Source organism: Aliiroseovarius sp. S1339 (genome assembly GCF_023195695.1).
Taxonomy (GTDB): domain Bacteria; phylum Pseudomonadota; class Alphaproteobacteria; order Rhodobacterales; family Rhodobacteraceae; genus Aliiroseovarius.
Genome location: NZ_JALPQG010000001.1, coordinates 506,252 through 531,477 on the forward strand (window position 1 = coordinate 506,252; position 25,226 = coordinate 531,477).

General features: G+C 58.5%; 26 protein-coding genes. 16 read left to right on the forward strand and 10 right to left on the reverse strand.

What is annotated here, in order from left to right:
• Positions 1-11 precede the first annotated feature (11 nt).
• The 5 genes from MUY35_RS02315 (at position 12) to MUY35_RS02335 (ending at position 5,393) form a co-directional block, all read left to right on the forward strand.
• Positions 12-767 (forward strand): GntR family transcriptional regulator, encoded by a 756-nt coding sequence (locus MUY35_RS02315; protein WP_248363626.1) that lies wholly within the window; start codon positions 12-14, stop codon positions 765-767.
• Positions 768-804: 37 nt separating this feature from the next.
• A complete protein-coding gene (locus tag MUY35_RS02320; RefSeq protein ID WP_248363628.1) occupies positions 805-1,983 on the forward strand; it encodes a Xaa-Pro peptidase family protein in 1,179 nt (392 codons plus the stop codon).
• Positions 1,984-2,188: 205 nt separating this feature from the next.
• On the forward strand, positions 2,189-3,163 hold the full coding sequence (locus MUY35_RS02325) for an ABC transporter substrate-binding protein (RefSeq protein ID WP_248363629.1): 975 nt from the start codon (positions 2,189-2,191) through the stop codon (positions 3,161-3,163).
• Between the two features lie 122 nt (positions 3,164-3,285).
• Positions 3,286-4,317 carry an ABC transporter permease subunit gene (locus tag MUY35_RS02330; RefSeq protein ID WP_248363631.1) on the forward strand — a complete coding sequence of 344 codons (1,032 nt, stop codon included), beginning with the start codon at positions 3,286-3,288 and terminating at the stop codon, positions 4,315-4,317.
• A 14-nt stretch (positions 4,318-4,331) separates the two neighbouring features.
• Entirely contained in the window at positions 4,332-5,393 is a 1,062-nt protein-coding gene (locus tag MUY35_RS02335; RefSeq protein WP_248363633.1) for a glycine betaine/L-proline ABC transporter ATP-binding protein, read from the forward strand.
• Positions 5,394-5,759: 366 nt separating this feature from the next.
• Here the strand turns inward: MUY35_RS02335 and MUY35_RS02340 are convergent, their stop codons facing one another.
• The 7 genes from MUY35_RS02340 to MUY35_RS02370 form a co-directional block, all read right to left on the reverse strand.
• Positions 5,760-5,987, reverse strand: coding sequence for a hypothetical protein (locus MUY35_RS02340; protein WP_348984491.1), 228 nt, complete (start codon positions 5,985-5,987; stop codon positions 5,760-5,762).
• Positions 5,988-6,066: 79 nt separating this feature from the next.
• The gene (gene scpB, locus MUY35_RS02345; protein WP_248363635.1) at positions 6,067-6,753 is read right to left on the reverse strand and encodes an SMC-Scp complex subunit ScpB; all 687 of its coding nucleotides are present in this window, start codon (positions 6,751-6,753) and stop codon (positions 6,067-6,069) included.
• A complete protein-coding gene (locus tag MUY35_RS02350; RefSeq protein ID WP_248363636.1) occupies positions 6,743-7,537 on the reverse strand; it encodes a ScpA family protein in 795 nt (264 codons plus the stop codon). Before MUY35_RS02350 ends, scpB begins: the two co-directional genes overlap by 11 nt.
• Entirely contained in the window at positions 7,524-8,555 is a 1,032-nt protein-coding gene (locus MUY35_RS02355) for a glycoside hydrolase family 3 N-terminal domain-containing protein (protein ID WP_248363638.1), read from the reverse strand. The genes MUY35_RS02350 and MUY35_RS02355 overlap by 14 nt, the downstream gene beginning before the upstream one ends.
• A gap of 1 nt (position 8,556) precedes the next feature.
• Positions 8,557-9,711: an SPOR domain-containing protein gene (locus tag MUY35_RS02360; protein ID WP_248363640.1), complete on the reverse strand. Its 1,155-nt coding sequence runs from the start codon at positions 9,709-9,711 to the stop codon at positions 8,557-8,559.
• Between the two features lie 105 nt (positions 9,712-9,816).
• The gene (argS, locus tag MUY35_RS02365) at positions 9,817-11,538 is read right to left on the reverse strand and encodes an arginine--tRNA ligase (RefSeq protein WP_248363642.1); all 1,722 of its coding nucleotides are present in this window, start codon (positions 11,536-11,538) and stop codon (positions 9,817-9,819) included.
• 145 nt (positions 11,539-11,683) lie between these two features.
• Positions 11,684-12,826 (reverse strand): deoxyguanosinetriphosphate triphosphohydrolase, encoded by a 1,143-nt coding sequence (locus tag MUY35_RS02370; RefSeq protein WP_248363644.1) that lies wholly within the window; start codon positions 12,824-12,826, stop codon positions 11,684-11,686.
• Positions 12,827-12,963: 137 nt separating this feature from the next.
• Here MUY35_RS02370 and MUY35_RS02375 point away from each other — a divergent pair, with 137 nt between their 5' ends.
• Entirely contained in the window at positions 12,964-13,287 is a 324-nt protein-coding gene (locus MUY35_RS02375) for an iron-sulfur cluster assembly accessory protein (RefSeq protein WP_248363840.1), read from the forward strand.
• Positions 13,288-13,295: 8 nt separating this feature from the next.
• Here the strand turns inward: MUY35_RS02375 and MUY35_RS02380 are convergent, their stop codons facing one another.
• Positions 13,296-13,703: a globin gene (locus tag MUY35_RS02380; RefSeq protein ID WP_248363646.1), complete on the reverse strand. Its 408-nt coding sequence runs from the start codon at positions 13,701-13,703 to the stop codon at positions 13,296-13,298.
• A gap of 148 nt (positions 13,704-13,851) precedes the next feature.
• On the opposite strand from MUY35_RS02380, the gene MUY35_RS02385 reads away from it, so the two are divergent.
• The 7 genes from MUY35_RS02385 to MUY35_RS02415 all read left to right on the forward strand — a co-directional run bounded on the left by MUY35_RS02385 (position 13,852) and on the right by MUY35_RS02415 (position 20,819).
• A complete protein-coding gene (locus MUY35_RS02385; RefSeq protein WP_248363647.1) occupies positions 13,852-15,045 on the forward strand; it encodes an NAD(P)/FAD-dependent oxidoreductase in 1,194 nt (397 codons plus the stop codon).
• A gap of 64 nt (positions 15,046-15,109) precedes the next feature.
• Positions 15,110-15,889, forward strand: coding sequence for an exodeoxyribonuclease III (gene xth / locus MUY35_RS02390; protein WP_248363648.1), 780 nt, complete (start codon positions 15,110-15,112; stop codon positions 15,887-15,889).
• Between the two features lie 9 nt (positions 15,890-15,898).
• The gene (locus MUY35_RS02395; protein WP_248363649.1) at positions 15,899-16,837 is read left to right on the forward strand and encodes a nucleoside hydrolase; all 939 of its coding nucleotides are present in this window, start codon (positions 15,899-15,901) and stop codon (positions 16,835-16,837) included.
• Positions 16,834-17,280 carry a GNAT family N-acetyltransferase gene (locus MUY35_RS02400; RefSeq protein WP_248363651.1) on the forward strand — a complete coding sequence of 149 codons (447 nt, stop codon included), beginning with the start codon at positions 16,834-16,836 and terminating at the stop codon, positions 17,278-17,280. The genes MUY35_RS02395 and MUY35_RS02400 overlap by 4 nt, the downstream gene beginning before the upstream one ends.
• Positions 17,281-17,310: 30 nt before the next feature.
• Positions 17,311-18,720, forward strand: a complete 1,410-nt coding sequence (locus MUY35_RS02405; RefSeq protein ID WP_248363653.1) for a protein adenylyltransferase SelO — start codon at positions 17,311-17,313, stop codon at positions 18,718-18,720.
• Positions 18,721-18,768: 48 nt separating this feature from the next.
• Positions 18,769-19,467: an endonuclease/exonuclease/phosphatase family protein gene (locus MUY35_RS02410; protein WP_248363654.1), complete on the forward strand. Its 699-nt coding sequence runs from the start codon at positions 18,769-18,771 to the stop codon at positions 19,465-19,467.
• A gap of 95 nt (positions 19,468-19,562) precedes the next feature.
• On the forward strand, positions 19,563-20,819 hold the full coding sequence (locus tag MUY35_RS02415) for a sodium:proton antiporter (protein WP_248363655.1): 1,257 nt from the start codon (positions 19,563-19,565) through the stop codon (positions 20,817-20,819).
• A 35-nt stretch (positions 20,820-20,854) separates the two neighbouring features.
• Here MUY35_RS02415 and MUY35_RS02420 read toward each other — a convergent pair whose 3' ends face one another.
• Entirely contained in the window at positions 20,855-21,508 is a 654-nt protein-coding gene (locus tag MUY35_RS02420; RefSeq protein ID WP_282569152.1) for a TetR/AcrR family transcriptional regulator, read from the reverse strand.
• 304 nt (positions 21,509-21,812) lie between these two features.
• On the opposite strand from MUY35_RS02420, the gene MUY35_RS02425 reads away from it, so the two are divergent.
• From MUY35_RS02425 to eno, 3 genes are all read left to right on the forward strand, one after another.
• Complete coding sequence (locus tag MUY35_RS02425; RefSeq protein WP_248363658.1) at positions 21,813-22,235, forward strand: Fur family transcriptional regulator; 423 nt, start codon at positions 21,813-21,815, stop codon at positions 22,233-22,235.
• Between the two features lie 121 nt (positions 22,236-22,356).
• A complete protein-coding gene (locus MUY35_RS02430; protein ID WP_248363659.1) occupies positions 22,357-23,250 on the forward strand; it encodes a DMT family transporter in 894 nt (297 codons plus the stop codon).
• 70 nt (positions 23,251-23,320) lie between these two features.
• Positions 23,321-24,595 (forward strand): phosphopyruvate hydratase, encoded by a 1,275-nt coding sequence (gene eno / locus MUY35_RS02435; protein ID WP_248363660.1) that lies wholly within the window; start codon positions 23,321-23,323, stop codon positions 24,593-24,595.
• Positions 24,596-24,669: 74 nt separating this feature from the next.
• Here the strand turns inward: eno and MUY35_RS02440 are convergent, their stop codons facing one another.
• Positions 24,670-25,002: a GYD domain-containing protein gene (locus MUY35_RS02440; RefSeq protein WP_248363662.1), complete on the reverse strand. Its 333-nt coding sequence runs from the start codon at positions 25,000-25,002 to the stop codon at positions 24,670-24,672.
• Between the last annotated feature and the right edge of the window lie 224 nt (positions 25,003-25,226).

A 25,226-nucleotide genomic window follows, 5' to 3' on the forward strand; every position in this document is an offset into this window, starting at 1 on the left:
AGGGTGCAGATTTGCGAGACAAACGAAGCAAACAGGACGGCGACGACGAACCTTCGACCCGCCCCCGTTTTCTTCAAATTGCCGATAAAATTCGCGAGAAAATCGAAAGAGGCGACCTGACGGTGCACGACATTTTGCCCTCGGAACGGAGTCTTTCAGAACAGTATAACGTAAGCCGCATGACGGGTCGGCGCGCTCTTGAAGCATTGGAAACCGAGGGGCTTGTCTACAACGCAGACAGGCGCGGGCGCTTTGTTTCGCCCAAGCGGCTTAACTACAACGTCAGCAACATGGTCAGCTTTGTTGTGAACGCCCAGACCAACGAATTTGATCTGGAGATCAATGTTATCGAGGCCGCTGAGAGCATCGCCGACTCGCGTCTGGCGGCATTGCTCGAACAGCCCGAAGAATGCGATGTTGTCCAATACACCCGCCTTTTTCATTCTGGCAATCATCCGATTTTCATTGAGACCGAGTATTTGATCGCCGAACGCTTCCCTGATTTTCTTGATCATGATTTGCGGCAATCCACCGCGCAGATCCTTGAGAAGAGCTACAACACATCGGCAAACACCGGTGATATCGTGATCCGAATGCGGGGCGTGCAAGCACACGAGGCGCAGCTATTGAACATCGCTGCCAGTCATACGGTGATCGAACTGGAACAGGTTATCCGCGATGACAAAGGGACTCCGTTCTGTTTTGGACGTCAGGTCTGGCGCGGAGAGATGGCCGAGTTTTCGGCTCATGCCATTGTCACCCGGTAAAATCAAATCAAAGCAAGGCTTGAGAAGTACGATCAACATGACACGCGCCTCCGCAACCCCCAAACGTGGCTTTACCGATTTGGAGTTCAGCCAGCGCACTGCACGCGCACAGGCGTTGATGGCACAAGCCGGGTTGGCCGGCCTTTTGCTGATGAGTGAACACGAAGTGCGTTATTTCACGGGCTTTCACACATTGTTCTGGCAAAGCCCAACCCGACCTTGGTTCGTGTTTGTGCCAGCCACCGGCAAGCCCATCGCCGTGATCCCCGAGATCGGCGCCGAACTGATGCGCCGCTGTTGGCTTGAGGACATCCGAACATGGAGCGCTCCAACGCCGGATGATGACGGCATCAGCCTGTTGACGGATTTGCTGGCTCCATTTGCCAAAGCAGGTGACAAGATCGGTGTGATGAAAGGCCATGAGACGTTGTTGCGGATGCCCTTGGGCGACTGGGAGCGCTTGATGGCTGCGTTGCCCGGGCTTGAAGTGACCGATGCGACAGGCCTTGTTCAAGGGTTGCGCATGGTCAAGTCAGAAGCAGAGATCGAAAAGCTTAGCTATATTTGCAGTGTTGGCTCGGCCGCCTTTGGCAAGGTGCCTGAACTGATCCAAGAAGGCTTGCCGCTGGAAGAGGTTTTCCGCAAGTTCCGACTCGCTGCAATTGGCCTTGGTGCCGATGACGCGCCTTATGTTGTAGGGGCGGCAGATCAGGGTGGCTATGCCGATGTTATCTCGCCGCCCTCGCGCCGCCCCTTGCAGTCCGGAGATATTCTGATGCTGGATACGGGGTGCACGTGGGATGGATATTTCTGCGATTTTGATCGAAACTGGGCAGTCGGTCACACAGACGACGGCGCAAAACGTGCCTATGATGTATTGTGGCGTGCCACACAAGCGGGCATTGAAGCGGCCAAGCCAGGCAATACCTGCCGCGATCTGTTTGCTGCCATGTCCGCTGTGATCGCGGAACTAGACGACAGCCGCGGCGACATTGGGCGTCTTGGCCACGGGCTGGGTATGCAGCTCACTGAGCAACCTTCGCACGCCGCATTCGACGAAACAGCGCTGGTGGAAAACATGGTGCTGACGATCGAACCATCACTGTCCTACGGAAAAGGACATATGATGGTACACGAAGAAAACATTGTTGTCGGCGCGCAGGGATCGACCTTGCTTACGGAAAGGGCAGCTCGCGAGCTCCCAGTCATTCGTTGACGTATGAACAAGAAACCGAAGGAGGAATATCACGCAACAAGTTGATGAATTCACATATCGCGATTTCAATTCTACTGAAACTGAATGCAGTTAATTCTAATTGCTGTGAACCTATTAGGTATCTAGCTTTGTAACGCGGCAATGCGCCCAATAGACCCAAAAACTAGGGGAATTGGCGTAAAAAGACCACCAACGGGAGAAAAAAATGAAAAACTCACTGAAACTGATGAAAGGCATTGTGGCGGTTGCCGTTATGTCAACTGCGTCAGCAGCCTATGCTGATTGCGGCGAAGTTTCGATCACCGAGATGAACTGGCCATCATCCCAGATCATTACCCATGTGTCCAAATTCCTGATGGAACAGGGCTATGGGTGCACGGTTGAGCTGGTGCCATCTGCAACGGTAACCGCCGTTGCATCGCTGTCTGAAAACCAAGAACCTGACATCGTGACCGAGCTTTGGCTGAACTCAACCGGTGAAGCTTATGCAAAACTTCGGGACGAAGGCAAAGTGAAACAACTCGCCGACGTGTTCAATCCCGGTGGTGTTGAAGGTTGGTGGATCCCATCATACTTGGCCGAAGCTCATCCTGAACTAAAGACCATTCAGGACATTTTGGCCAATCCTGATCTTGTCGGTGGTCGCTTCAACAACTGCCCGGTTGGCTGGGGTTGCCGGATTGTTAACGACAACATCATAACCGCCCTTGGCATGCGAGACAAAATTGAAGTCTTCGATCACGGATCGGGCGAAACGCTGGCAACATCAATCGCCGCCGCCTACGACGACAAGCAGCCCTGGTTTGGGTACTATTGGGCGCCGACTGCTGTTCTTGGCAAATACCCAATGACCAAGATTGAGATCGGACCGATTGATGTCGACATCCACAAAGCGAACGGACAGGCGGACAATGACGCGCCAGGCGTCTCCGATTTCCCGCCGGCGCCGGTTTTGACGGTTGCGACTTCGGATTTGTCCGACCGCGAACCCGACATCGCAGCCCTGATGTCCAACGTTAGCTTCGACATTGAAGTGCTGAACAGTGTTCTGGCCTGGGCCGACGAAAACGGCGCTTCGACAGAAGAAGCCGCAGTTTACTTCATCACCAACAACTCGGAAATCTGGTCGGGTTGGATCAATGACAGCGCGCGCGAAAAACTGGCCGCTTTGATCAAGTAAAACTGCGATCACATGGTATCGCCGGACCGCTTCTTTGGTCCGGCGGCATCCAAAGGTGATCTCTTCTATTTCCACGAGACGGGCCACGCTCGTGTCAAACACGGCGGAAGGGGCAGCGTATCATGGCGACTTATGATTTCCTGTTTGACGGACTTGGCCTACGAGACTGGTGCAATAGGGGAGGCTCCGACGACGCCCCCGCTTCAATGGCAGATTTGCTGGCGCAGGCCGGTGTCGAGGACAAGGGATCCGTCCTGGATGTTCCGTTCCCCTCGCTTGATGAACTAAACCAAGCCTGTGGGTCCTTTGCACAGTCTCGTGACGTCACAAAAGGCGTTGAGAATGGATTTCTGGCGGCCAAGGATGCGCTGCGCTTCATCCTTGACCCGCTCACTCAACCGCTGAGCTGGATGTTGGATTTCGCCCTTGCGACATTCGAAGCCACGCCCTGGTGGATCATGATGCCAATCCTTGGGCTGATTGTTTATTACGCGTCCAAGTCAGTTAAACTGGTGGGCTTTGTCTTGGCCTGCCTGATGTTTCTCGCCTTCGTCGATCACTACGATCATGCCATGCAGACGCTGGCGATTATCTTTGTCTGTGCGTTCTTATGCGTCTTGTTGGGGGTACCCATCGGAATTGCGATGTCACGCAACGACCGGCTTCAAAGGATGACGATCCCGGTGTTGGATATGCTGCAGACGCTTCCCTCATTCGTCTACCTGATCCCGCTTATCTTTCTGTTTTCGGTGACCGAACCAAAGCTCTACGGTATCGCCATTATTCTTTACGCCATCGTTCCTGTTATCCGACTGACGGATTTGGGCATCCGGCTTGTCGACAAAGAAGTGATTGAAGCGGCAGACAGCTTTGGCATGACCGACCGGCAAAAGCTTTTCAACGTGCAAATTCCATTGGCCCTCCCCAACATCATGGCGGGCGTGAACCAGACCATCATGATGAGCCTCGCCATGGTCGTTATTGCTTCGCTGGTGTCTGCACCAGGGCTGGGTGTGCTTGTGCTTCGCGGCATCCGAAACCTTGAGCTGGGTGTGGGACTCGTGTCGGGTCTTGGAATTGTGCTGTTGGCGATCATCCTGGACCGCGTCACCAAAGCTGCACTTGACCGTGTCAACGCTTCGCAGAAACACTGATCGGGAATGAACAAATGACCAACAATATCAAAGTCTCGATCCGCAACCTCTATAAGATCTTTGGTGCCAACCCCGAGAGCGCATTGAAGCACGTATATGACGGAACCTCTAAGGCTGATCTGCTGAAAAAGCACCGCCATGTGCTGGGTCTGAAGGACATCAATGTCGATATGCGCGAAGGCGAGATCACCGTGATCATGGGGCTGTCGGGGTCTGGCAAGTCAACCCTGATCCGCCACCTGAACCGCCTGATCGAACCCACCGCTGGGCAGGTTGAGGTCGATGGTGAAGATGTTCTGTCATACGACGAAGAGCAGTTGCGCAACATGCGTCGTGAAGTCATGTCGATGGTGTTCCAGAAGTTCGCCCTTTTGCCTCACCGAACCGTGGCCGAAAACGCTGGAACCACATTGGCTGTGCGCGGGGTGCCCAAAAGTGAATACCTGCCCGAAGCCGACAAGTGGCTCGATCGGGTGGGCCTGCACGGATATGGGGGACATTATCCGCACCAGCTTTCGGGTGGTATGCAGCAACGTGTGGGCATTGCCCGGGCACTGACCTCGAACTCGCCCATCATGCTGATGGATGAAGCGTTCTCGGCGCTTGACCCGTTGATCCGCACCGACATGCAGGATTTGCTGCTGGAACTTCAAAAAGAACTGCATAAGACAATCATCTTCATCACTCACGATCTGGACGAAGCGCTGAAACTGGCGGATCATCTGGTGATCTTGAAGGACGGTTATGTGGTTCAGCAAGGGGAGCCGCAACACATCCTGCTGAACCCAAACGATCCGTATATCGAAGACTTTGTGAGCGACATCAATCGCGCGCGCGTTCTGCGTGTGCGATCGATTATGACACCTCTTATAGGCAACGTGGTGCCACCAGAGGCCCATGGCGATGTTGACTATGACGATACCCTGGAAAGCATGATCGCACGGTCGGGCGGAGACACTTCGCATGCCTACGTCGTTATGCAAGATGGCAATCCCGTCGGCACGCTGGATATGACCAGCCTCGTCCGGGCGCTGGTACCCCGCGTGGCGTCAGAAGCGGGCGCGCGGCAGTACTAACTTGTTCTGAGGGGGCACTATGACCCTCCTCGGGTATTTCGATCGCTCGGCAAATAGGGGGCTGCAGCCATTCAATTGCAGGTCCTGGATGCGGCCTTTGAATCAGCGAATGTTGGTTCATCATCGGCACATAATTCCGCGATGTACACACATCGCGGATCGCTGCTATCCCGATGTCTTGGCCGAAAACCCACTTTATCCCGCGACCAGTGAGTTCGAGGACCAATCCTTGTTGTAGCCCGCATGAAAAACCGATCTTGCCGCTGCATGGCAGAAAGAAAATCAAATTCACAGTATGGGATCATTCCGGACATTCAGATCATAGGCAGAACGAGCTTGCGTTGAACAGAAGCCGCCAGATACTCTTCAAAAAAACTTGCGCGTAAGCCGTCGCGCTTGTTTTGCACGCTTCGTCATGTCTTTGCCCTGACGGGCCTGTGACCGGGCTTGCGCGCGCTCCTCGTCAGTCATCTCGTCTTTGGATTTGCCGCGCCGCGACGCAAGATCGATCCCGGCATCCACGCCCTTATTGACCAGCCGACGGGTTAGCTGCCGGATGATCATGTTGATGATCTGGTTGACATTCATCGTCATGCGTCCTTTTTTCTGCCCGCAGGCAGCATACACGAAAATTGGGTGATTTCACGGCGTGGCGGAGCCCGCTCCAATATGATCAATCCTCGAAAAGTTCCGACTGCCCTTCAGGGCTTTCATCCTCGTCATCCGTTTCCGGCCCCGGCATAGATCCGGGGGGCGGGCGACTTTCCAGAAGGCCGGCCGAGCGTAGTTCTTTCAGACCCGGCAAGTCGCGCGCGCTTTCCAGACCGAAATGGTCCATGAAAATCTGGGTGACCACGAACGTCACCGGACGGCCCGGTGTCATACGGCGGCGGCCAAAGCGGATCCACTCCATTTCGATCAACTGATCCACGGTGCCACGACTGACCGAGACACCACGGATTTCTTCAATCTCGGCGCGGGTAACCGGCTGGTGATAAGCGATGATCGCCAGCGTTTCGATGGCTGCGCGCGACAGCTTGCGCGTCTCGACCGTTTCTTTTTGCATCAGGTAGCCCAGGTCCGGTGCGGTGCGAATGGCCCACGCGTCGCCGACCTTCACCACCGACACCCCCCGCCCTTCATAGCGTTTGCGCAGATAGACCAGTGCTTCAGCGGCGTCTGACCCATGCGGCATGCGCGCCTCTAGCTCTTTCACCGTCACAGGCTCGGCAGAGGCAAACAGGATGGCTTCCACCATGCGTTCCTGTTCGCCCATTGGCGGGGCCTCGAACAGGCTGTCATTGGGCGCAACTGCACCTTTTTCGGCGGTTACATCGTCACGCGTTACATCATCCGTCATGTGTCTTCCTGCGGATTTGAATGGGGGCGAATACGTCCCCCTGTCGAAGTTCTACGGCGCCACGTTTGGCAAGCTCCAGCGTGGCTGCAAAGTTTGCGGCGGTGGCCGAGCGGCGGCGCGCGGGGTCGGTTTGCCAGCCTTCCGGCAGATACGAGGTCAAGTCGGTCCAGTCGCCCGCATAACCGATCAGCCCCCGCATCCGGTCCAGCGCCTGTTCCATCGTCATCACCGCGTCACGGTCCATGACGAAGGGGCGGAATTCATCCTTGGTGCGGATGCGTGCGTAACCCTGCATCAGGTCCAGAAGGGTCGCGGTATAGGTCACGCGGCGCACGCGCGTCACGTCTTCGGGAATACCGCGGGCAAAGAAATCGCGCCCCAACTGGTCGCGCGCCATCAGCTTGGCCGCCGCATCACGCATCCCCTGAAGGCGTTCAAGCTGGAACGCGAGGTGGGCTGCCAGTTCTTCGCCTGACGGGCCGTCTTCAGACGGATCAGGTGGCAACAACAGGCGTGATTTCAGAAACGCCAGCCACGCCGCCATCACCAGATAGTCCGCCGCCAGTTCGATGCGCAGGTGTCGCGCCTTTTCGACAAAGCCCAAATACTGCTCGGCCAATTCCAGAACCGACACCTTGCGCAGGTCAACTTTCTGGGTGCGGCTGAGGGTCAACAGCAGGTCAAGCGGACCTTCATACCCCTCGACATCCACGATCAGCGCCTCGGTCGCCAAGCGTTCCGAGACCGACATCGCGTCGCTTTCAAATTCGTCAGTCTCGCTCATCCGTCGCCTGTTCCGACCCCTGACCTGTCATCAGGTTCTGAAACTCGGCGTCAAGCGCGGGAATGTCAATGGGATCGGGGCGGCGGCGCCAAGTCAAAGCGGCCTCGGCCCGTTCCAGCGCCTTGCCATCCAGACGTCCGGCGGCGTCGGCAACCTCTTCCATCTGCTCCAGCACACCATTGCAATGCAGGATCATATCGCAACCGGCATGCAACGACCTGCGCGCACGCAGCGACAACGGCCCCGACAGCGCTTCCATCGACAGATCGTCTGTCATCAAGAGGCCACCGAACCCGATACGGTCGCGGATCAATTGGATCATCGCCGGGCTTTGCGTGGCGGGGTTTTCAGCGTCGATATCTTCGTAAACGACATGCGCGGTCATCGCGATGGGCAAGGCGGCCAGAGGCTCAAACGCCATGAAATCGGTGCGCGCCAGTTCTTTGGCCTTGGTTTTTACGCGCGGCAGATCTTTGTGGCTGTCCAAACTGGCGCGCCCGTGGCCGGGGATGTGCTTGACCACTGGCAAGACACCGCCTTCCAGCAGCGCTTGCGCCACGGTGCCCGCCCGTTCCGCCACGCGCACAACATCTTCGCCGTAACAGCGGTTGCGCAGGATCGGATGGGTGTCGGCATTGGCAATGTCAGCGATTGGCGCGCAGTTGCCGTCGATACCGACGGCCATCAATTCATCGGCAATCAGGCGATATCGAATATAAAGTGTGCGCAGGGCGTCGCGTTTGTTCAGCGTCACTTGATCCAGCGCAGGCAACCATTCGCGCCAATGCGGCCCGGTCATCCGCGCCACGCGCCCACCTTCTTGATCTATAAAAACCGGAACGTCACGCCCAACCGCACCGCGCAACTCGGCGGTCAGCGCCCGGATCTGATCAGGGTCTTCGACGTTACGAGCAAACAGGATGAAGCCCCAAGGCTGGGCGCGCTCATAGAAATCCCGTTCGGACTGTTTGAGCCGCGGCCCCTCGCATCCGAGGATAAAAGCGCCCGGCCCCGACATGTTAACGGGTCACAACAGGAATACAGGCGGCTTTCGCAGCCATCAGGACAGAACAGAACCGACGTGCATCAGCAAGGTCGTCAAAGCCCATAACGCGCAGGCGATAGAAGGTTTTTCCACCCGACTTGGCCTGCTGGATGACGCGTGACTTGCCTGAAAGGTAGTCCTCGAAGCGGACGGACAGTTTGTCCCATTCGGCGCGGGCCACATCGGCGCTGTCAAATGCCCCAAGCTGAACCAGACGCGTGCCAACGGCGATCTTGTCAGGTGCGACATCGGTAACCGTCGCGGTCGCGTTGGTGGCAGCGGGCGCTGCGGCAACACGTGTATCAAGATCGGCCGGGCGACCCGAGGGGCGGGGCGACTTGCGCACACCGGGAACCGAGGCAGGAATTATTTTTGGGACGCTAGCTTCTGAAGCCGCATCAGGCACGGTCGGTTGTGCAACCGAGGCCACGACAGCTTCGTCCAGCGCCTCGCCAGATAACGGCTCTGCGTCCGCAGCAATCTGTTTGGCGATGGCCAATGCTGCGGCCACGGGGTCGACAGCCGTGGGCTTGGGCGCAGGCACGATGGCGGAGGCCTCGTGCAACGGCAGTGCGGCCCCGGGCGCGGTATCGGCGCGGGCGGAGACTTCAGCCGTCATATCTTCTTCGGCCAACTCGTCGGGGGCTGGAGCCAAAACCAATCGGTCTGCGGGCGCAGCGGCCTGCCCTTCGGACTGTACATCGTTCACGGCAAAGCCTTGATGGGCTGCGGATTGGCCGCCGGGGTTTTCCGGCTGCACGCGCATCGGCCCTTCAAGGGCACGCACGACGGGAATGCCAGTCACGTCGCGCACCGCCAGCTTATAGCCCCAGACGCCCAGACCTACGATCAGCGCAAGCGACAAAGCCGCGCCAGCATAGTTTAGGGCCGAGCCTAAACCACCAGGCGCAGTTGGGGCTCCGGTCGACATGGTATCTTCTTCGGTCAGGTCAGCCATCGGCGCAGCATATCCCGCCTGCACCCCGTGCGGATGCGGCGCGTAGTGCGACTGCGGCGACACAGGTGCAACCAACGGAGGTTCAACCCGATGCGCCAGATCATAGCCCTGATCATATTGATTTTGATACGTCGCCTGCCGGGTCTCGGGACCCCAGTTTGCTTCTGCCATTATGCCTCACCTCCGGATACGAACGCGCCCGGCCATTGATGGCTCTGCGTGCGTCCCGTTCCGACTACTGCGTCAACCTCTCTCCGGGCCAAGCAGCACTTGTGATCAGCGCATTTCCTCGGCAGGAGTGATGCCCAAAATACCCAAGCCTGAAGAAATGACAACGGCTACCGCACGCGGTAGGGCGATTTTCGCCGCCGATGAGTCATTATTACCATCCTGAAGGAAGCGCAGTTCGGGCTTGTCATTGCCCCGGTTCCACAACCCATGAAAGTCCGAGGCAAGCTCGTACAAGTAAAACGCAATCCGGTGCGGCTCGTGCGTGCGCGCGGCGATTTCGACCAAGCGTGGCCATTCGGCCAGTTTTTTGGCGACCGCCGCCTCGGCCTCATCTTCAATCTTCGGTGTGTCGGTCAGCACGATCCCCTGCTCCGCCGCCTTACGCAGCACAGACCGCACCCGCGCATGGGCGTATTGCACATAAAACACAGGGTTTTCGCGGCTCTGCTCCAGCACCTTGTCGAAATCGAAATCAAGCGGCGCGTCGTTTTTGCGGGTCAGCATAACAAACCGGGTCACATCTGCGCCCACCTGCTCGACCAAATCACGCAGGGTCACAAACGTGCCCGCGCGTTTGGACATCTTGAACGGCTCGCCATTCTTGTATAGCTTCACAAGTTGGGTCAGCTTCACGTCAAGCGGCACGCGCCCATCTGACAGAGCCGAAACCGCCGCCTTCATACGCTTCACATAGCCACCATGGTCAGCGCCAAAGACGTCAATCAACGCATCGAAACCACGTTCGACCTTGTCAAAATGATAGGCGATATCAGGCGCAAAATACGTCCAGTTGCCATCCGATTTCTTGACCGGACGGTCCACGTCGTCACCATGTTCCGTTGATTTGAAAAGGGTTTGCTCGCGCGGCTCCCAATCTTCGGGCTTCTTACCTTTGGGCGGCTCCAGAACGCCTTCATAGATCAAGCCCTTGCTCTCAAGCGCCGCCAACGCATCTTCGATCCGGCCCGTGCCATACAGCGATTTTTCCGAGAAGAAGACATCCATCTTCACACCCAGCATCGCCAAATCTTCGCGGATCAGGTCCAGCATCGCCTCGGTTGCAAATTCACGGATCTCAGCCAGCCAGTATTGCTCACCCTTGTCGACATAGGCGTCGCCAACTTTGTCTTTCAGCGCTTGGCCAACCGGGACAAGATAATCCCCCGGATAGGTGCCGTCTTCAAACGCAACCTCCTGCCCGTGCGCCTCCAGATAGCGCAGGTAAACCGACCGGGCGAGCACGTCGACCTGTGCGCCACCATCATTGATGTAATACTCGCGCGTTACGTCATGGCCGGCATATTCCAGCAGGCTCGCCAGCGCGTCACCAAATACCGCGCCCCGCGTGTGACCCACATGAAGCGGGCCGGTCGGGTTGGCCGACACATATTCGACATTCACTTTCTGACCCGCCCCCATGGACGACTGTCCATAAGTTGCCTCGCCCAGAATACCACTGACCAGTCCGGTCCAGACCCTCGCATCCAGACGCAGGTTCAAAAACCCCGGCCCGGCCACTTCGGCAAGTTCGATCCGATCATCGGCCGCAAGCTTACCCGCCAGCACATCCGCAATGTCGCGCGGCTTCATCTTCGCAGGCTTTGCCAATACCATCGCGGCATTGGTCGCCATGTCGCCATGAGCCGCATCGCGCGGCGGCTCAACCGCCACGTTATCAAAGCTCAACCCCTCAGGCAGCACGCCGTCAGAGGTCATGGCATTAAGCGCGTCGATCACAAGGCCGCGAATATCAGCAAAGAGGTTCATGGGCTGGGTCCTTTTTCTCAGCCGCACTCCTACCAGCCCCGCCCCAAAGGTCAAGCGACGCGGGCGAATGAACGCCCCCCACCTGCTTCTTCTGGCAAGAAATATCCCGGGGGTAAGGGCCACCCTCCCGAGGGGGCAGCGCCCCCTAGCCGCCCAGCCCCAGCCGCTGGTGTTCCTGCAACGCGAAACGATCTGTCATCCCGGCAATGTAATCTGCGACCAGTCGGGCCAGACTCGTCGGGTTATCTGCCGCCGCGATCTCGGTGCGCCATTCGCCGGGAAGGTCCGAAGGCACGGTTTGGAAATGCGCAAACAATTCCTCGACCACATGGGTCACACGCTCGCGCATCGCGACCACGGAAGGGGCGCGGTACATTCGGGTGAACAGGAACTGTCGGATCTGCTTCAGATCAGCCCACAGCGCGGGCGAGAACCGGATGACCGCGTGATCCAATCCGCGGATATCTTCGACCGATTGCGGGTCTGCGTCGGCTAGAAGCGCTTGAGACGTTGTCAGAACATCTTCCACCATTACCCCAAACACCCGGCGCAGGGCTTCGTGCTGTCGACGTCCCGGATCAAGATCGGGATAGGTGGCATCCACGTCGGCGATGGCAGGGCCGATGATGGGCAGCGCGGCAATCTCGTCCATCGTGAACAGCCCAGCGCGCAGCCCGTCATGCAGGTCGTGATTGTTATAGGCGATGTCGTCGGCCAAGGCCGCTGCCTGCGCTTCGCCGCCTGCAAAAGTGTGCAATTCAAGATCGTGGCGCGCGTTGTATTCCGCAAGCGCATAAGGCAGGTCACCCATCACCGGACCGTTATGTTTCGCAATGCCTTCAAGGGTTTCCCAAGTAAGGTTCAACCCATCCCATTCGGCATAGTGGCGTTCCAGAGAGGTCACGATCTTCAGCGCCTGCGCGTTGTGATCGAACCCGCCAAAGGGGGTCATCATGGCATCCAGCGCGTCTTCGCCCGTGTGGCCGAACGGCGTATGCCCCAGATCATGGGCCAACGCGACGGCCTCGGTCAGATGGCTGTTCAGCCCCAGCGCGCCCGCGATGGTGCGCGCCACCTGCGCCACTTCGATTGAGTGGGTCAGCCGCGTGCGGAAATAGTCGCCCTCGTGTTCGACAAAGACCTGCGTCTTGTGCTTTAGCCTGCGAAAGGCCGAACTGTGGATGATCCGATCACGATCCCGCTGATAGGGTTCACGAAACGCGCTTTCGCCTTCGTAATATAACCGCCCCCGGCTGCCACCGGGCTGGGTCGCATAAATAGCGAGCATATCTGCCCCCTTTTTGCCTGTCACCGCTGGCACGCCCGGCGTTTCGACCGACACGCACCCTTCGGGGCGTCTTGTCGCGCCCGCTTGGCCCACCTATATTCTGTTTAGCGTGAACATGAAACGGATTTCCAATGGACCTGACCCTGCCCCCGACTGTCACCGAACGCGCCTTTGCGCGGCTGGCCGAAATCGGCGCGGGCGCACAAGGCAAGGCATTGCGCGTTGCCGTCGATGGTGGCGGCTGTTCGGGGTTCCAATATGATATCTCGCTGGACGACCCGGCCAAGGGTGATCTGATCCTGCAAGGTGCAGGCGAACAGGTGGTGGTGGACGAGGTGTCCCTGCCCTTTTTGGCCAACGCGACGATCGACTTCACGGAAGAGCTGATCGGCGCGCGGTTTATTGTGGAAAACCCCAACGCCACATCGTCCTGCGGCTGCGGCACGTCCTTCTCGATGTAACGCATCACTTAGGCGGCCATCAGACCGGCGCCGTCCTCCATGATATCCAGCGCCTCGGCCTTCGCATTGCGCCACGCATGGGAATAGTCGCTTTGCCATGACCCGCATAGATGACGTTGGAGCGTGCCGATCAACGTGTTTGCCAAAACTTCGCAATGGCGGCGATCCATCCCGCGCATTGCCATGCGAAACCCGATCAGCCGCAACTTGTTTACCAGCATCGCGTCATTGCCAGCGAACGCGATGACCATTCGGTAAAACCATTGAAGCTGCACAGCGGGATTTTCGATATCGCCCGGGAAGATCACTCGCATCTCCGGCACGCGTGCGAACAGAAGGGAAAAGAATGCGCTGGCAACCTCTTGTTCGCGCCCAACCAACAAATGAAGGCTGCGTTTGCATCGAGAGCGTGTCATGTGGTCCAAATTGCTGATCCTTCGTCCATCAACCGTGATTTAAGCTGAATTTGAACGATCTGGGTTAACAAACCCTGACCGCGATCGGAAAACGCGCAACAGGCGCAAAATTCTTCCCCTAAGACGTCGAACGCGCTAGGTGCAGCCCATGAAAACCGACTGGGACACAATCATAATTGGCGCGGGCGCTGCTGGACTGTTCTGCGCGCCATTTGCGGCGGGCACAGGCAAGTCCACGTTGGTGATCGACCACGCCGCCAAACCGGGCGAGAAAATCCGCATTTCAGGCGGCGGGCGGTGCAACTTCACCAACATGCATTCTGAGCCTGCCAATTTCACAGGCCAAAACCCACATTTCCACAAATCCGCTCTGGCGCGCTTTACCCAATGGGATTTCATAGAACTGATCGACCACGCCGAGATAGCATGGCACGAAAAGACGCTGGGGCAGTTGTTTTGCGACGGCAAGTCGACGCAAATCATCGACTTGCTGGTTCGGAACTTGAAAGAAGCAGGGGCCGAATTGCGCCTGTCCACATCCATTGAAAGTCTTGACCAGAAAGGCGACCATTTTGCCGTAAAGACCACGGCGGGTCCGTTGACCTGCCGCAACCTTGTCCTTGCCACCGGTGGCAAGTCTATCCCCAAGATGGGCGCGACCGGTTTTGCCTATGACATCGCCCGCCAGTTCGGGCACGAGGTCATCGAACCCCGCCCCGCACTCGTCCCCCTGACCTTCCCCGAAGGACGCTTTGCCGCCCTGTCTGGCGTGTCCCTGCCCGTCCGCGTCTGGACCGACCGAGCGCGCTTTGACGAGGCGACGCTGTTCACCCATCGCGGGCTGTCCGGGCCTGCGATCCTGCAGATCTCGTCCTTCTGGCGCGAGGGTGAACCAATCCATATTGACCTGACAGGCGGGCGCGACCTGTTCACCACGCTCCGCGATCAACGGCAGGCCGAGGGGCGACGGCAGATCTCGACCGAACTAGCGCGTCATCTGCCCGCACGGCTGGTGGAGTTTCTGACGACGGACTGGGCCGAGCGGTTCGACCTGACCGCGCGTCTGGCAGACCAGTCGGACACCGCGCTGCGCACCCTAACCGATCAATTGTCCAACTGGACGCTGACCCCATCCGGGTCCGAGGGCTATCGCACCGCCGAAGTCACCCTTGGCGGCATCGCCACCAACGGGATCGACAGCAAGTCGATGATGTCGATAACCGTTCCCGGCCTCTACTTCATCGGCGAATGTGTGGACGTGACCGGATGGCTTGGCGGGTTCAACTTTCAATGGGCTTGGTCCAGCGCGCATGCCGCCGGGCGGCATATCGCCGAAACCTAAGACGCATCGCTTGCACCCCCGCCCGTTTGCGCCCACATTGGCCGCCACGAACAGGAGGGGCCTCATGAAAATCGCCAGTTTCAACATCAATGGTATCAAAGCACGTTTGCCCGCATTGATGGACTGGCTGGACGACGCCCAACCCGACGTCGCGATCTTGCAGGAGATCAAGTCGATTGATGAGAGTTTCCCGCGAGAAGCCTTTGAGGACAAAGGATATAACGTCGAAACCCACGGGCAGAAAAGTTTCAACGGTGTGGCGCTTCTGTCCAAGCTGCCGCTGGAAGATGTGACGCGCGGCCTGCCCGGTGACGCAGATGACGAACAGGCGCGTTATATTGAGGCAACCGTGGTAGGTGAACACGCCGTGCGCATCTGTGGCCTGTACCTGCCCAATGGCAACCCTGTGCCGGGGCCGAAATACGACTACAAGCTTGCGTGGATGAAACGCCTGCAAGCCCGCGCAGAAGAACTTCTAGCCGCCGAGGAGCCCTTTTTGATGGCGGGGGATTACAACATCATCCCCCAGCCCGAGGACGCCGCCCGCCCGGAGGCTTGGATCGACGACGCTCTGTTTCGCCCCGAAAGCCGCGAGGCATGGCGCAAGATCGTGAACCTTGGCCTGACCGAGGCGTTCCGCGCCCGCAATCAAGCGTCTGAGCAGTATTCGTTCTGGGACTTCCAGCGAGGTGCGTGGCAACGCAATGACGGCATCCGCATCGACCATTTTCTTTTGTCACCAGAATGCGCCGACCTGCTGACCGACTGCCAAATCGATAAAGAGGTGCGCGGGCGCGAAAAACCATCCGACCACGTGCCAGTCTGGATTGAGTTGGCGGCATAAGAGACTGATATGAAAAGTAAGATCATCATTGACACCGACCCCGGCCAGGACGACGCGGTTGCCATTCTTCTGGCGCTGGCCAGCCCCGAGGACATCGACGTTTTGGGCATTACAGCGGTCGCTGGAAACGTGCCGCTGGAGCTAACTGCAAAGAATGCTCGGATCATTTGCGAGCTGGCCGGAAGGCCGGACACCAAAGTCTTCGCAGGCTGTGACCGCCCGCTACGCCGCGATCTGGTGACAGCTGAATATGTGCATGGCAAGACGGGGTTGAACGGCCCGGTGCTGCCCGACCCCGCGATGCAGCTTCAGGATCAGCACGCCGTCGATTTCATCATCGACACCCTGCGCGCGCATGATCCCGGCACCGTGACCCTGTGCCCGCTTGGACCGTTGACCAACATCGCCACCGCCTTTGAACGCGCGCCTGACATCATTGAGAAGGTGCAGGAAATCATCCTGATGGGCGGGGCGTATTTCGAGGTTGGCAACGTCACCCCGGCGGCTGAGTTTAACATCTATGTTGACCCGCAAGCTGCTGATATCGTGTTCCGATCAGGCATTCCGCTGGTTGTGATGCCGCTGGATGTGACCCACAAGGCACTGGTGACGAAAGCCCGCAACGACGCCTTTCGTGCCCTGCCCGGCGACATCGGCCACGCGGTCGCCGAAATGACCGACTTCTTCGAACGTTTCGACAAGGAAAAATACGGCTCGGACGGTGCGCCTTTGCACGATCCGACCGTCATTGCCTACCTGATCCAGCCCGACATGTTTCGTGGCCGCCACGTGAATGTGCAAATCGAAACCCAGTCCGAACTGACCATGGGCATGACCGTTGCCGATTGGTGGGGCGTCACCGATCAGGCGGCCAACGCTCTCTTCGTCGGAGATCTGGACAGCGACGCCTTCTTTGACCTTTTGACCACAAGGATTGCCCGCCTATGAGCAGCCTTCGCCTTGCCGCCTCAGACGACCTTGATCGGCTACTGCCGCTTGTGGCCGGGTTTCACGCCCAAAACGGCATCGAACAGGACAACGAAACACGGCGCGGCGCGCTTCAACCGCTTCTGGACGGCTCGCCGCACGGGGCGATCTGGATGATCGGCCCACGCGTGGCCCCGGTCGGCTATATCGCCGTCAGTTTCGGCTGGTCGATCGAATTCGGCGGGCTGGATGCCTTTTTGGATGAAATCTATGTGCGCGAACGCGTCCGTGGCCGCGGCATGGGTAGCGAAGCTTTGTCCTCGTTGGTGCGCGCACTGGCCGAACAGGGCATCAATGCCATGCATCTTGAGGTCGACGCGGATAACGACCGCGCTAGGCTGCTATACGAACGGGTCGGTTTTCAGTCCCGCAATCGATACCACCTGATGACACGGGTGATGTAGAGGTTGGAAAAAGCTGATATAGTTCAGGCAATGCGCGAAGATTTCGACAACTCCTATGCTCGCCTGCCCGACAGGTTTTATTCAAGGCTGGTACCGACAGCGGTCGCCAGCCCGCAGGTCCTGCGGGTGAACGAACCGCTTGCGCGTGAGCTTGGGCTGGACCCCTCTGCGCTTACCGCCGAGGTGCTGTCTGGCAACGCGCTGTTACCCGGCACCGACCCCTTGGCACAGGTCTATGCTGGCCACCAGTTTGGCGGCTGGGTGCCGCGTCTGGGCGACGGGCGGGCGATCTTGCTGGGTGAAATCACTGGCGATTTCGGGCGACGCGATATTCAGCTTAAGGGCTCCGGCATCACGCCCTATAGTCGCAATGGCGATGGGCGGGCCTGGGTTGGCCCGGTGATGCGCGAGTACATTGTGTCCGAGGCAATGCACGCCCTTGGTATCCCCACCACCCGCGCGCTTGGCGCTGCATTGACGGGCGAAGGTGTTCAGCGCGAGCGCCGCTATCCCGGTGCCGTCCTGACACGGGTCGCCGCAAGCCATATCCGCGTCGGTACCTTCCAGTATTTTGCGGCGCGCGGCGACAGTGCAGGCCTTCGCCTGCTGCTGGATCACTGTATCGCGCGCCATTACCCCCAAGCAGATGGCCCCTTGTCCTTTCTTTCCGAAGTCGCCGCCGCACAGGCGCGATTGATCGCCCGCTGGATGAGCGTGGGCTTCATCCATGGCGTGATGAACACCGACAACATGGCTGTGTCGGGCGAAACCATTGATTATGGCCCGTGCGCTTTCATGGATGCCTATCATCCGCGCACGGTCTTTTCCTCGATTGACCAGCAAGGGCGGTATGCGTTTCAGGAACAGCCCAACATGGCGGTGTGGAACCTTGCGCAACTGGCGACCTCGCTGTTGCCGCTGATGGATGGCGACCCTGAACACGCAGCAGAGGAAGCAACCCGCGTCCTTGAAAACTTCGCCACGCAGTTCAGCCCGGAATGGATGCAGCTTTTCCGCGCCAAGATCGGCCTGACCACGCAGGAAGACGGGGATGAAGCGCTGATCACCGGGTTGTTGGCCCGCATGGCCAGTTCGCAGGCCGACTTTACCGCCACATTCAGCGCGCTAACCAACGGCAAAGCGCGCGACCACATCACCGATAACGGTGCGTGGGCCAGTTGGGCACCGAACTGGAGGGCTCGAATTTCCCGCGAGCCGGGCGATCCGAAGGCCACAATGCGGGCGGCCAACCCCGTTCTGATCCCCCGCAATCACCGCGTGGAAGAGGCTATTCAGGCCGGGATAGGTGGCGACTACGCCCCTTTCCACCGCCTTGTTGATGCGCTGGCTCGTCCCTTTGATCCGCTGGCGGACGACTTGGACCTGGCCGCCCCCCCGCGCCCGGACGAACGCGTTTTGCGCACGTTCTGTGGCACCTAAGCGGCTCGACGTCTGGAAATGCCCTGCCGCGTTGATTAAGTTGCTGGTATGAGTTCCGATGACCTGAACCTGAAACTGGCGACATACAATATGCGTAAGGCCGTGGGCCTTGATCGGCGTCGCGACCCGCACCGCATTTTGGACGTGATCAACCATCTGGATGCCGATGTAATCGTGCTGCAGGAAGCCGACCGCCGCCTTGGTGCGCGCCCGTCCGCGCTTCCGCGCCGCATGCTGGAAGACGAAACTGATTTTGTCCCCGTGCCATTTGCCAGCAATGGCGTGTCACTTGGCAGCCATGGCAATGCGATCCTTGTGCGCAAGGGGCTGACCTTCCACGCCATGGAGCAGTTGGAATTGCCGGGGCTTGAGCCGCGCGGTGCCGTTTCGGTTGAAATCGCTGGGCGGCTGAAGCTTGTCGGCACTCATCTGGGCCTGTTGCGCCCCTATCGCCATCAGCAAATGCGCCAACTGGCAAGAAAACTCGCGATCACACCACTTCCCACGCTGATCATGGGGGATTTCAACGAATGGTCTCCGAAACGCGGGTTCGAGCCTTTGGAACATAACTTCGATATCATCTCGCCCGGTCGATCCTTTCATGCGTCCCGCCCAGTCGCCGGGTTGGACCGCTTGGCGCTCAGCGCGGGCGTCGAACTGCGCGACGCGGGTGTGGACCAATCCCCCTTGGCAAAGGTGGCGTCAGATCACTTGCCGGTCTGGGCGCGGATCCGCGTCAAAGACTGACCGACTATCCTTCGCCCACAGCAAGTTTATCTTGAACGTTTGTCATGTGACCCCTGCGTGTTAAGAGGGCGGCAAATGATGCTTCGGGGCTCCGCATGAACATTCTGCAAATCACATCGCTTCTGATTGTTCTGGCCGGAGTGTTCGGGTCGATTAACTACCTGTTCCTGAAGCTTCCTTCGCCCATCGGGATTTTGCTGGTATCGCTGATGGCGTCTCTGGCGCTGATGGGGCTGGATTTTCTCATCCCGGCGATGGGGGTTGCCGATCAGGTTCGCACCACGGTCGAGAACCTTGATTTTTCCGATACGTTGCTTGAGGGCATGTTGGGTCTGCTGCTGTTTGCCGGCGCGTTGCATGTGAAAATCCGCCATTTGCGGGCGCAGTGGGGCGTCGTGTTCCTCATGGCGACGATGGGCGTCGCGCTGTCCACCGTGGTGGTCGGCGTCGGGTTCAGTTGGCTGACTGGCGCACCGTTGCTGATCGCGCTGGTTTTCGGCTCATTGATTTCCCCCACCGACCCGGTTGCTGTTCTGGGTGTGTTGCGCGAAGCCAATCTGCAAAAATCGCTTGAGACGAAGATTGCGGGCGAAAGCCTGTTCAATGACGGCGTCGGCTATGTGGTTTTTCTGGTGCTGGTGGGGCTGGCCTTTCCCACAGGACACGGTGACCATGCCAGCGACCCGAGTATTGAAGCCGCCTTCACCCTGTTCTTTCAAGAAGCCGTCGGCGGCGCGGTGCTGGGCGTTGTGCTGGGGTGGCTGACCTTCCGCGTGATGCGCCACATTGACGACTATTCGCTGGAGGTGCTGCTGACGCTTGGGCTGGCGTTTGGCGGGTACGAGTTGGCCGTGGCGCTGCATGTGTCCGGCCCGATCATGGCGGTCTGTGCGGGGCTATTGATTGGCGATGTTGGCACCAAACACGGCATGACCGAAGAAACCCGCCGCTATGTCGAAGCCTTCTGGAAGCTGATCGACGAGATCCTGAACGCGGTCCTGTTCCTGATGATCGGGTTCGAGGTCTTCGCCGTCGCCTTCACCACCGACGCCGTAACCGCCGGTGTTCTGTCGATCATTCTGGCCCTGTTTGCCCGCCTGACCGCTGTCGCTGTGCCCGTGTTCTTGCTCAAACCCTTCCGCAGTTTTTCAAAGGGCGTGGTGCCGATCATGACATGGGGCGGCTTAAAGGGCGGGATTTCGGTCGCCCTGGCGCTGAGCTTGCCCGACAATGAATGGAAACCGCTGATCCTGACGGCGACCTATATTATCGTTGTGTTCTCAATCATCGTGCAAGGGCTGACCGTGGCCCCGTTGGCGTCCCGTTTGGGCCGCGAGCCAGAGTTGATGTAACAAAACCGGGGTGCCATTCATCCAAGCAGCTTGGATCAGTCGTCTTTTGCCAAAATGGCCCTCAGGATCAACTCGGCGGCAGGGCGGAAATTGCGAGCGAATGCATTGACGGCAAATGCATCGCGCAGGTCTTCGGGCAAGCCTTCTGGATCGCGCCCCGAGGTCAGATCAAACTGGGCCGTTCCCTGCAACACATTCATCAACACGCGGGTCACCAGTTCAGCGCGCGCGGCGTCAAGCTGTAGGAGCTTGGCCAGATGCACTGTGATGCGCTTACTTTTCGCTGCCATGCTGCGCTTGGCCGAAAACAACGCCTCATCCGCCACGTTTGCTTCGATCACCGCGACCAGCCGGGCATACAGAGGCAGAAAAAGCGGGGTATCTTGCGACAGGTCCGTCAAATAAGCCGCCAGTTGGTCGGGATCGGCGGTAAGCCCCGATTCAGTTTCGAGCCGGGTGACTAGATCTTCCAATGCATCGACGAATAACAGAAGGAACAGTTCCTCCTTGGTGCGCACGTAAAGATACAACGTCCCTTTCGCCAGACCCGCACGTTTTGCCAAAGCGCTCATCGTGACGCCATCACAGCCGAGCTCTTCTATCAGATCACGCGCTGCTGAGAGGATCGCAACGTGTCGTTCAACCTTCTGATCTTCGGATCGGGCTCTTTTGCTTTGAATACTCGTCAATTATATCCGCCATTCCTGACTGCCGCAGATCAGCCCTGCGGTCTCAACCCCGACTATCGGACGTTCTTTGCCTGCTTGGCAAGGGCAGGACAACCGGCCGTGCGGCGCACAATCGTGCCGACGCACCAATCACCAGCCAGTTGTCGTGCGAAAAGTTGTGCCTCGGCCGCCGAGCCACACCCCGCATGGTCAGAGATTTCCGCCCCGAATATTTCATCCAATGCGCAGCGAAACCAACTGACCATTTCCCCCGCTCAGATTTCGCGCCATAAGGGGGGCAGGCAGATCGAGAAACGGGGGCACAATGTCCGAAGCATCCATTCTGAAACGTTGCGAGGATTTGGGTCTGCGCATGACTGGCCAGCGCCGGGTGATCGCACGTATCCTGGAAGAAGCGCATCGCGACCACCCCGATGTCGAAGAACTGCACGCCCGCGCCGCCCGACTGGACAATCGCATTTCGCTGGCCACGGTTTATCGCACCGTGAAGCTGTTTGAAGAAGCCGGCATCCTTGTCAAAAACGAATTCGGTGATGGGCGCGCGCGCTATGAAAGTGCGGACCGCGATCATCACGACCATCTGATCGACCTAACCTCTGGGCAGGTGATCGAGTTTCTGGACCCCGAAATCGAAGCCCTGCAGGAAAAGATCGCCGCCAAGCTGGGCTATGAGTTGAAGGGCCACCGGTTGGAGCTTTACGGCGTGCGCAAGAAAGACAAGGAATAGGCGCTCCCCATCGCGCCCGGTGATCGGTTTCATCACCGATCACATCTTGCTTTGGGTGCGAAAACCGGGTTCTGTCGCCGGATTGTTCTTTCTGCCTCACCCACAGTCGTCTGAGCCCTCCATGCAAAATGTCCGCGGCATCATCCTTGTTATCGTGTCCATGGCCGCTTTCGCGGTCGAGGATACGTTTATCAAATCCATGTCGCGCGGCCTGCCCGTGTCGCAGGTCTTGGTCATGCTGGGGCTTGGCGGGTCGGTGGCGTTTGCCATCCTGACCTATGTCCAACGCGGCACATTGGCCCCGCTGGTGCATCGCGACATGCGCGCACCCATCATGCTGTGGCGCAACGCGTCCGAGGCGATATCGGCGATGTTCTTCATCACCGCGCTATCACTTGTCCCGATCTCGACCGTGGCGGCCGTCTTTCAAGCCACGCCGCTGGCCATCACCGCAGGGGCTGCGCTGTTTTTGGGTGAACAGGTCGGTTGGCGCCGCTGGACCGCCATCGCGGTCGGGTTTATCGGCGTGTTGATCATCATTCGACCGGGCGCTGAGGGCTTTCAAATCGCCGCTCTACTTCCACTGGCGGCCGTTTTCGGCATCGCACTGCGCGATCTGCTGACGCGCCAGCTCGACCCTACCATCCCCTCCGTCAGCGTGGCTTTCTATGGGTTCGCCGCAGTGATCCCGGCAGGGCTTGCCATGTCGATTTTCACCGCCCCGTTCGTCATGCCAGTCGGGGTCGAATGGGCGTTTATCCTGGGCGCAATCTGCTTTGGCGTGTCCGGGTATTACGCGATCGTTCTGGCGATGCGGATCGCCGAAACCTCGATCATCATGCCGTTTCGCTATGCCCGGCTGATCTTTTCGATGATCCTTGGCATGATCGTGTTTGACGAAAACCCGGACAGATGGACCTATCTAGGCGCCAGCATCGTGATCGGCATGGGCATCTATACCTTCCTGCGCGAACGCCGCGCCACCCGCGACGAGGCGCCCGAACAAGCTGCATGACAGTTGTCGAAAGGCGCAGGACGCGCTAAAGAGCCTCAACTGAAGTTTTCTTCTTATTGGGAGCGCTAACATGAGCACCATCGTCGATATTTTCGCCCGCGAGATTCTGGACAGCCGCGGCAACCCCACCGTCGAGGTGGATGTCATTCTGGACGACGGCACGCTGGGCCGCGCGGCAGTGCCATCGGGCGCTTCCACCGGCGCGCACGAAGCGGTTGAAAAGCGAGATGGTGATAAGGCGCGTTACATGGGCAAAGGCGTTCTGGATGCGGTCGAAGCCGTGAACGGCGAGATCGCCGATGCGCTGGTCGGCTTTGACGCGACAGAACAGGAAGCCATCGACGCGACCATGTGCGAGTTGGACGGCACGCCCAACAAAGCCCGCCTTGGCGCCAACGCCATTCTGGGTGTGTCTCTGGCTGTGGCGAAAGCCGCCGCAGACGCGTCCGCCCTGCCCCTTTATCGCTATGTCGGCGGAGCGTCCGCGCGGGTGTTGCCGGTGCCGATGATGAACATCATCAATGGCGGCGAACATGCCGACAATCCGATCGACATTCAGGAATTCATGATCATGCCGGTCGCAGCGGAAAACATTCGCGAAGCCGTGCGCATGGGGTCAGAAGTCTTTCACACCCTGAAAAAAGAGCTGTCGGCCGCTGGTCTGTCCACCGGCATCGGGGATGAGGGCGGCTTTGCGCCCAATATCGGATCAACCCGTGAAGCGCTCGATTTTATCATGAACGCGATCAAGAAAGCGGGCTACACGCCGGGCCAAGACATCTATCTGGCGCTCGATTGCGCCGCGACCGAGTATTACAAGGGTGGCAAATATGTCTTTTCAGGTGAAGGCAAATCGCTGACCAGCGACGAGAATGCCCAATACCTGAAAGCGCTCTGCGATGACTACCCGATCATCTCGATCGAAGACGGCATGTCGGAAGATGACTGGGACGGCTGGGTCGCGCTGACCGAATTGTTGGGCGACAAGATCCAACTGGTCGGCGACGACTTGTTCGTGACCAACCCCGAACGTCTGGCCGAAGGGATCGCCAAGGGCGCGGCCAACTCGATGCTGGTGAAAGTGAACCAGATCGGCACCTTGTCCGAGACGCTGAAGGCCGTCGACATGGCCCACCGTGCGCGCATGACCAACGTCATGTCCCACCGTTCCGGCGAAACCGAGGACGCCACCATCGCCGACCTTGCCGTCGCCACCAATTGCGGCCAGATCAAAACCGGCTCGCTCGCGCGCTCTGACCGGCTGGCGAAGTATAACCAGCTGATCCGGATCGAGGAACTGCTGGGCGAGACAGCGGAATATGCCGGGCGATCGATTTTGAAGTAAGCGATCCGCCGATTATTACTCGCAAAGGCCTGGGCAATGCTCCGGCCTTTTTCTTTGCTTGGCGGTCAAGACGCCTAGCTTGCCACGGCCTGATATGACTTCTGGCCTTCCTGCGCTTTTTTCATCGCAGACATGGCCTCTTTACTGGTCATGAGCTTGGTCGTTGATCCACCCGCCATAGTCCCCGAGGCGCCAACCACCAAGGCACATGCCGCCATGACTTCGTCGCTTGGCGCTTCGATCAGCGCCATCACGTCATCTTCTCCGAAGCAAAAGAACATGTGGTGTAACTTCCCACCCATCGCCGCGATCATCTTCCCCGCGGCAGCTTCGCGATCTTGCGGTTTCTCCACGAGGGAGCGCAATGAATCCGTGCTGTATTGACCTTTGAACATATAAAACGACATCTGATCTTCCTTTTTTGTTTGGAAGGTTTCATGCCGATGACGCCTGCCCCATTGTGCAGTCTGGTGGCGGCGTCATACCATGTTTCCGCGTCTACGTCATTCTTGGTCGTCTCGCACATAGGGCGGCCCAAGATGGTCGCCTCGTCGATTGCTCATTATCGGGCTGATCAAAACATCGCCGGTTCATCAGAGTTTTCAAAAATTTCGCACCTACTATGTTGCAA

What these genes read in the sequence shown, in the direction of transcription:
- MUY35_RS02325 (WP_248363629.1), top strand. Translation starts at nt 2,189, where the DNA reads ATGAAAAACTCACTGAAACTGATGAAAGGCATTGTGGCGGTTGCCGTT.
- MUY35_RS02360 (WP_248363640.1), bottom strand. Translation starts at nt 9,711, where the DNA reads ATGGCAGAAGCAAACTGGGGTCCCGAGACCCGGCAGGCGACGTATCAA.
- MUY35_RS02400 (WP_248363651.1), top strand. Translation starts at nt 16,834, where the DNA reads ATGAGCAGCCTTCGCCTTGCCGCCTCAGACGACCTTGATCGGCTACTG.
- MUY35_RS02385 (WP_248363647.1), top strand. Translation starts at nt 13,852, where the DNA reads ATGAAAACCGACTGGGACACAATCATAATTGGCGCGGGCGCTGCTGGA.
- MUY35_RS02320 (WP_248363628.1), top strand. Translation starts at nt 805, where the DNA reads ATGACACGCGCCTCCGCAACCCCCAAACGTGGCTTTACCGATTTGGAG.
- MUY35_RS02340 (WP_348984491.1), bottom strand. Translation starts at nt 5,987, where the DNA reads ATGACGATGAATGTCAACCAGATCATCAACATGATCATCCGGCAGCTA.
- MUY35_RS02370 (WP_248363644.1), bottom strand. Translation starts at nt 12,826, where the DNA reads ATGCTCGCTATTTATGCGACCCAGCCCGGTGGCAGCCGGGGGCGGTTA.
- MUY35_RS02430 (WP_248363659.1), top strand. Translation starts at nt 22,357, where the DNA reads ATGCAAAATGTCCGCGGCATCATCCTTGTTATCGTGTCCATGGCCGCT.
- MUY35_RS02410 (WP_248363654.1), top strand. Translation starts at nt 18,769, where the DNA reads ATGAGTTCCGATGACCTGAACCTGAAACTGGCGACATACAATATGCGT.
- xth (WP_248363648.1), top strand. Translation starts at nt 15,110, where the DNA reads ATGAAAATCGCCAGTTTCAACATCAATGGTATCAAAGCACGTTTGCCC.
- MUY35_RS02415 (WP_248363655.1), top strand. Translation starts at nt 19,563, where the DNA reads ATGAACATTCTGCAAATCACATCGCTTCTGATTGTTCTGGCCGGAGTG.
- MUY35_RS02440 (WP_248363662.1), bottom strand. Translation starts at nt 25,002, where the DNA reads ATGTCGTTTTATATGTTCAAAGGTCAATACAGCACGGATTCATTGCGC.
- argS (WP_248363642.1), bottom strand. Translation starts at nt 11,538, where the DNA reads ATGAACCTCTTTGCTGATATTCGCGGCCTTGTGATCGACGCGCTTAAT.
- MUY35_RS02335 (WP_248363633.1), top strand. Translation starts at nt 4,332, where the DNA reads ATGACCAACAATATCAAAGTCTCGATCCGCAACCTCTATAAGATCTTT.
- MUY35_RS02355 (WP_248363638.1), bottom strand. Translation starts at nt 8,555, where the DNA reads ATGTCGGGGCCGGGCGCTTTTATCCTCGGATGCGAGGGGCCGCGGCTC.
- MUY35_RS02425 (WP_248363658.1), top strand. Translation starts at nt 21,813, where the DNA reads ATGTCCGAAGCATCCATTCTGAAACGTTGCGAGGATTTGGGTCTGCGC.
- scpB (WP_248363635.1), bottom strand. Translation starts at nt 6,753, where the DNA reads ATGACGGATGATGTAACGCGTGACGATGTAACCGCCGAAAAAGGTGCA.
- MUY35_RS02380 (WP_248363646.1), bottom strand. Translation starts at nt 13,703, where the DNA reads ATGACACGCTCTCGATGCAAACGCAGCCTTCATTTGTTGGTTGGGCGC.
- MUY35_RS02330 (WP_248363631.1), top strand. Translation starts at nt 3,286, where the DNA reads ATGGCGACTTATGATTTCCTGTTTGACGGACTTGGCCTACGAGACTGG.
- MUY35_RS02350 (WP_248363636.1), bottom strand. Translation starts at nt 7,537, where the DNA reads ATGAGCGAGACTGACGAATTTGAAAGCGACGCGATGTCGGTCTCGGAA.
- MUY35_RS02395 (WP_248363649.1), top strand. Translation starts at nt 15,899, where the DNA reads ATGAAAAGTAAGATCATCATTGACACCGACCCCGGCCAGGACGACGCG.
- MUY35_RS02405 (WP_248363653.1), top strand. Translation starts at nt 17,311, where the DNA reads ATGCGCGAAGATTTCGACAACTCCTATGCTCGCCTGCCCGACAGGTTT.
- eno (WP_248363660.1), top strand. Translation starts at nt 23,321, where the DNA reads ATGAGCACCATCGTCGATATTTTCGCCCGCGAGATTCTGGACAGCCGC.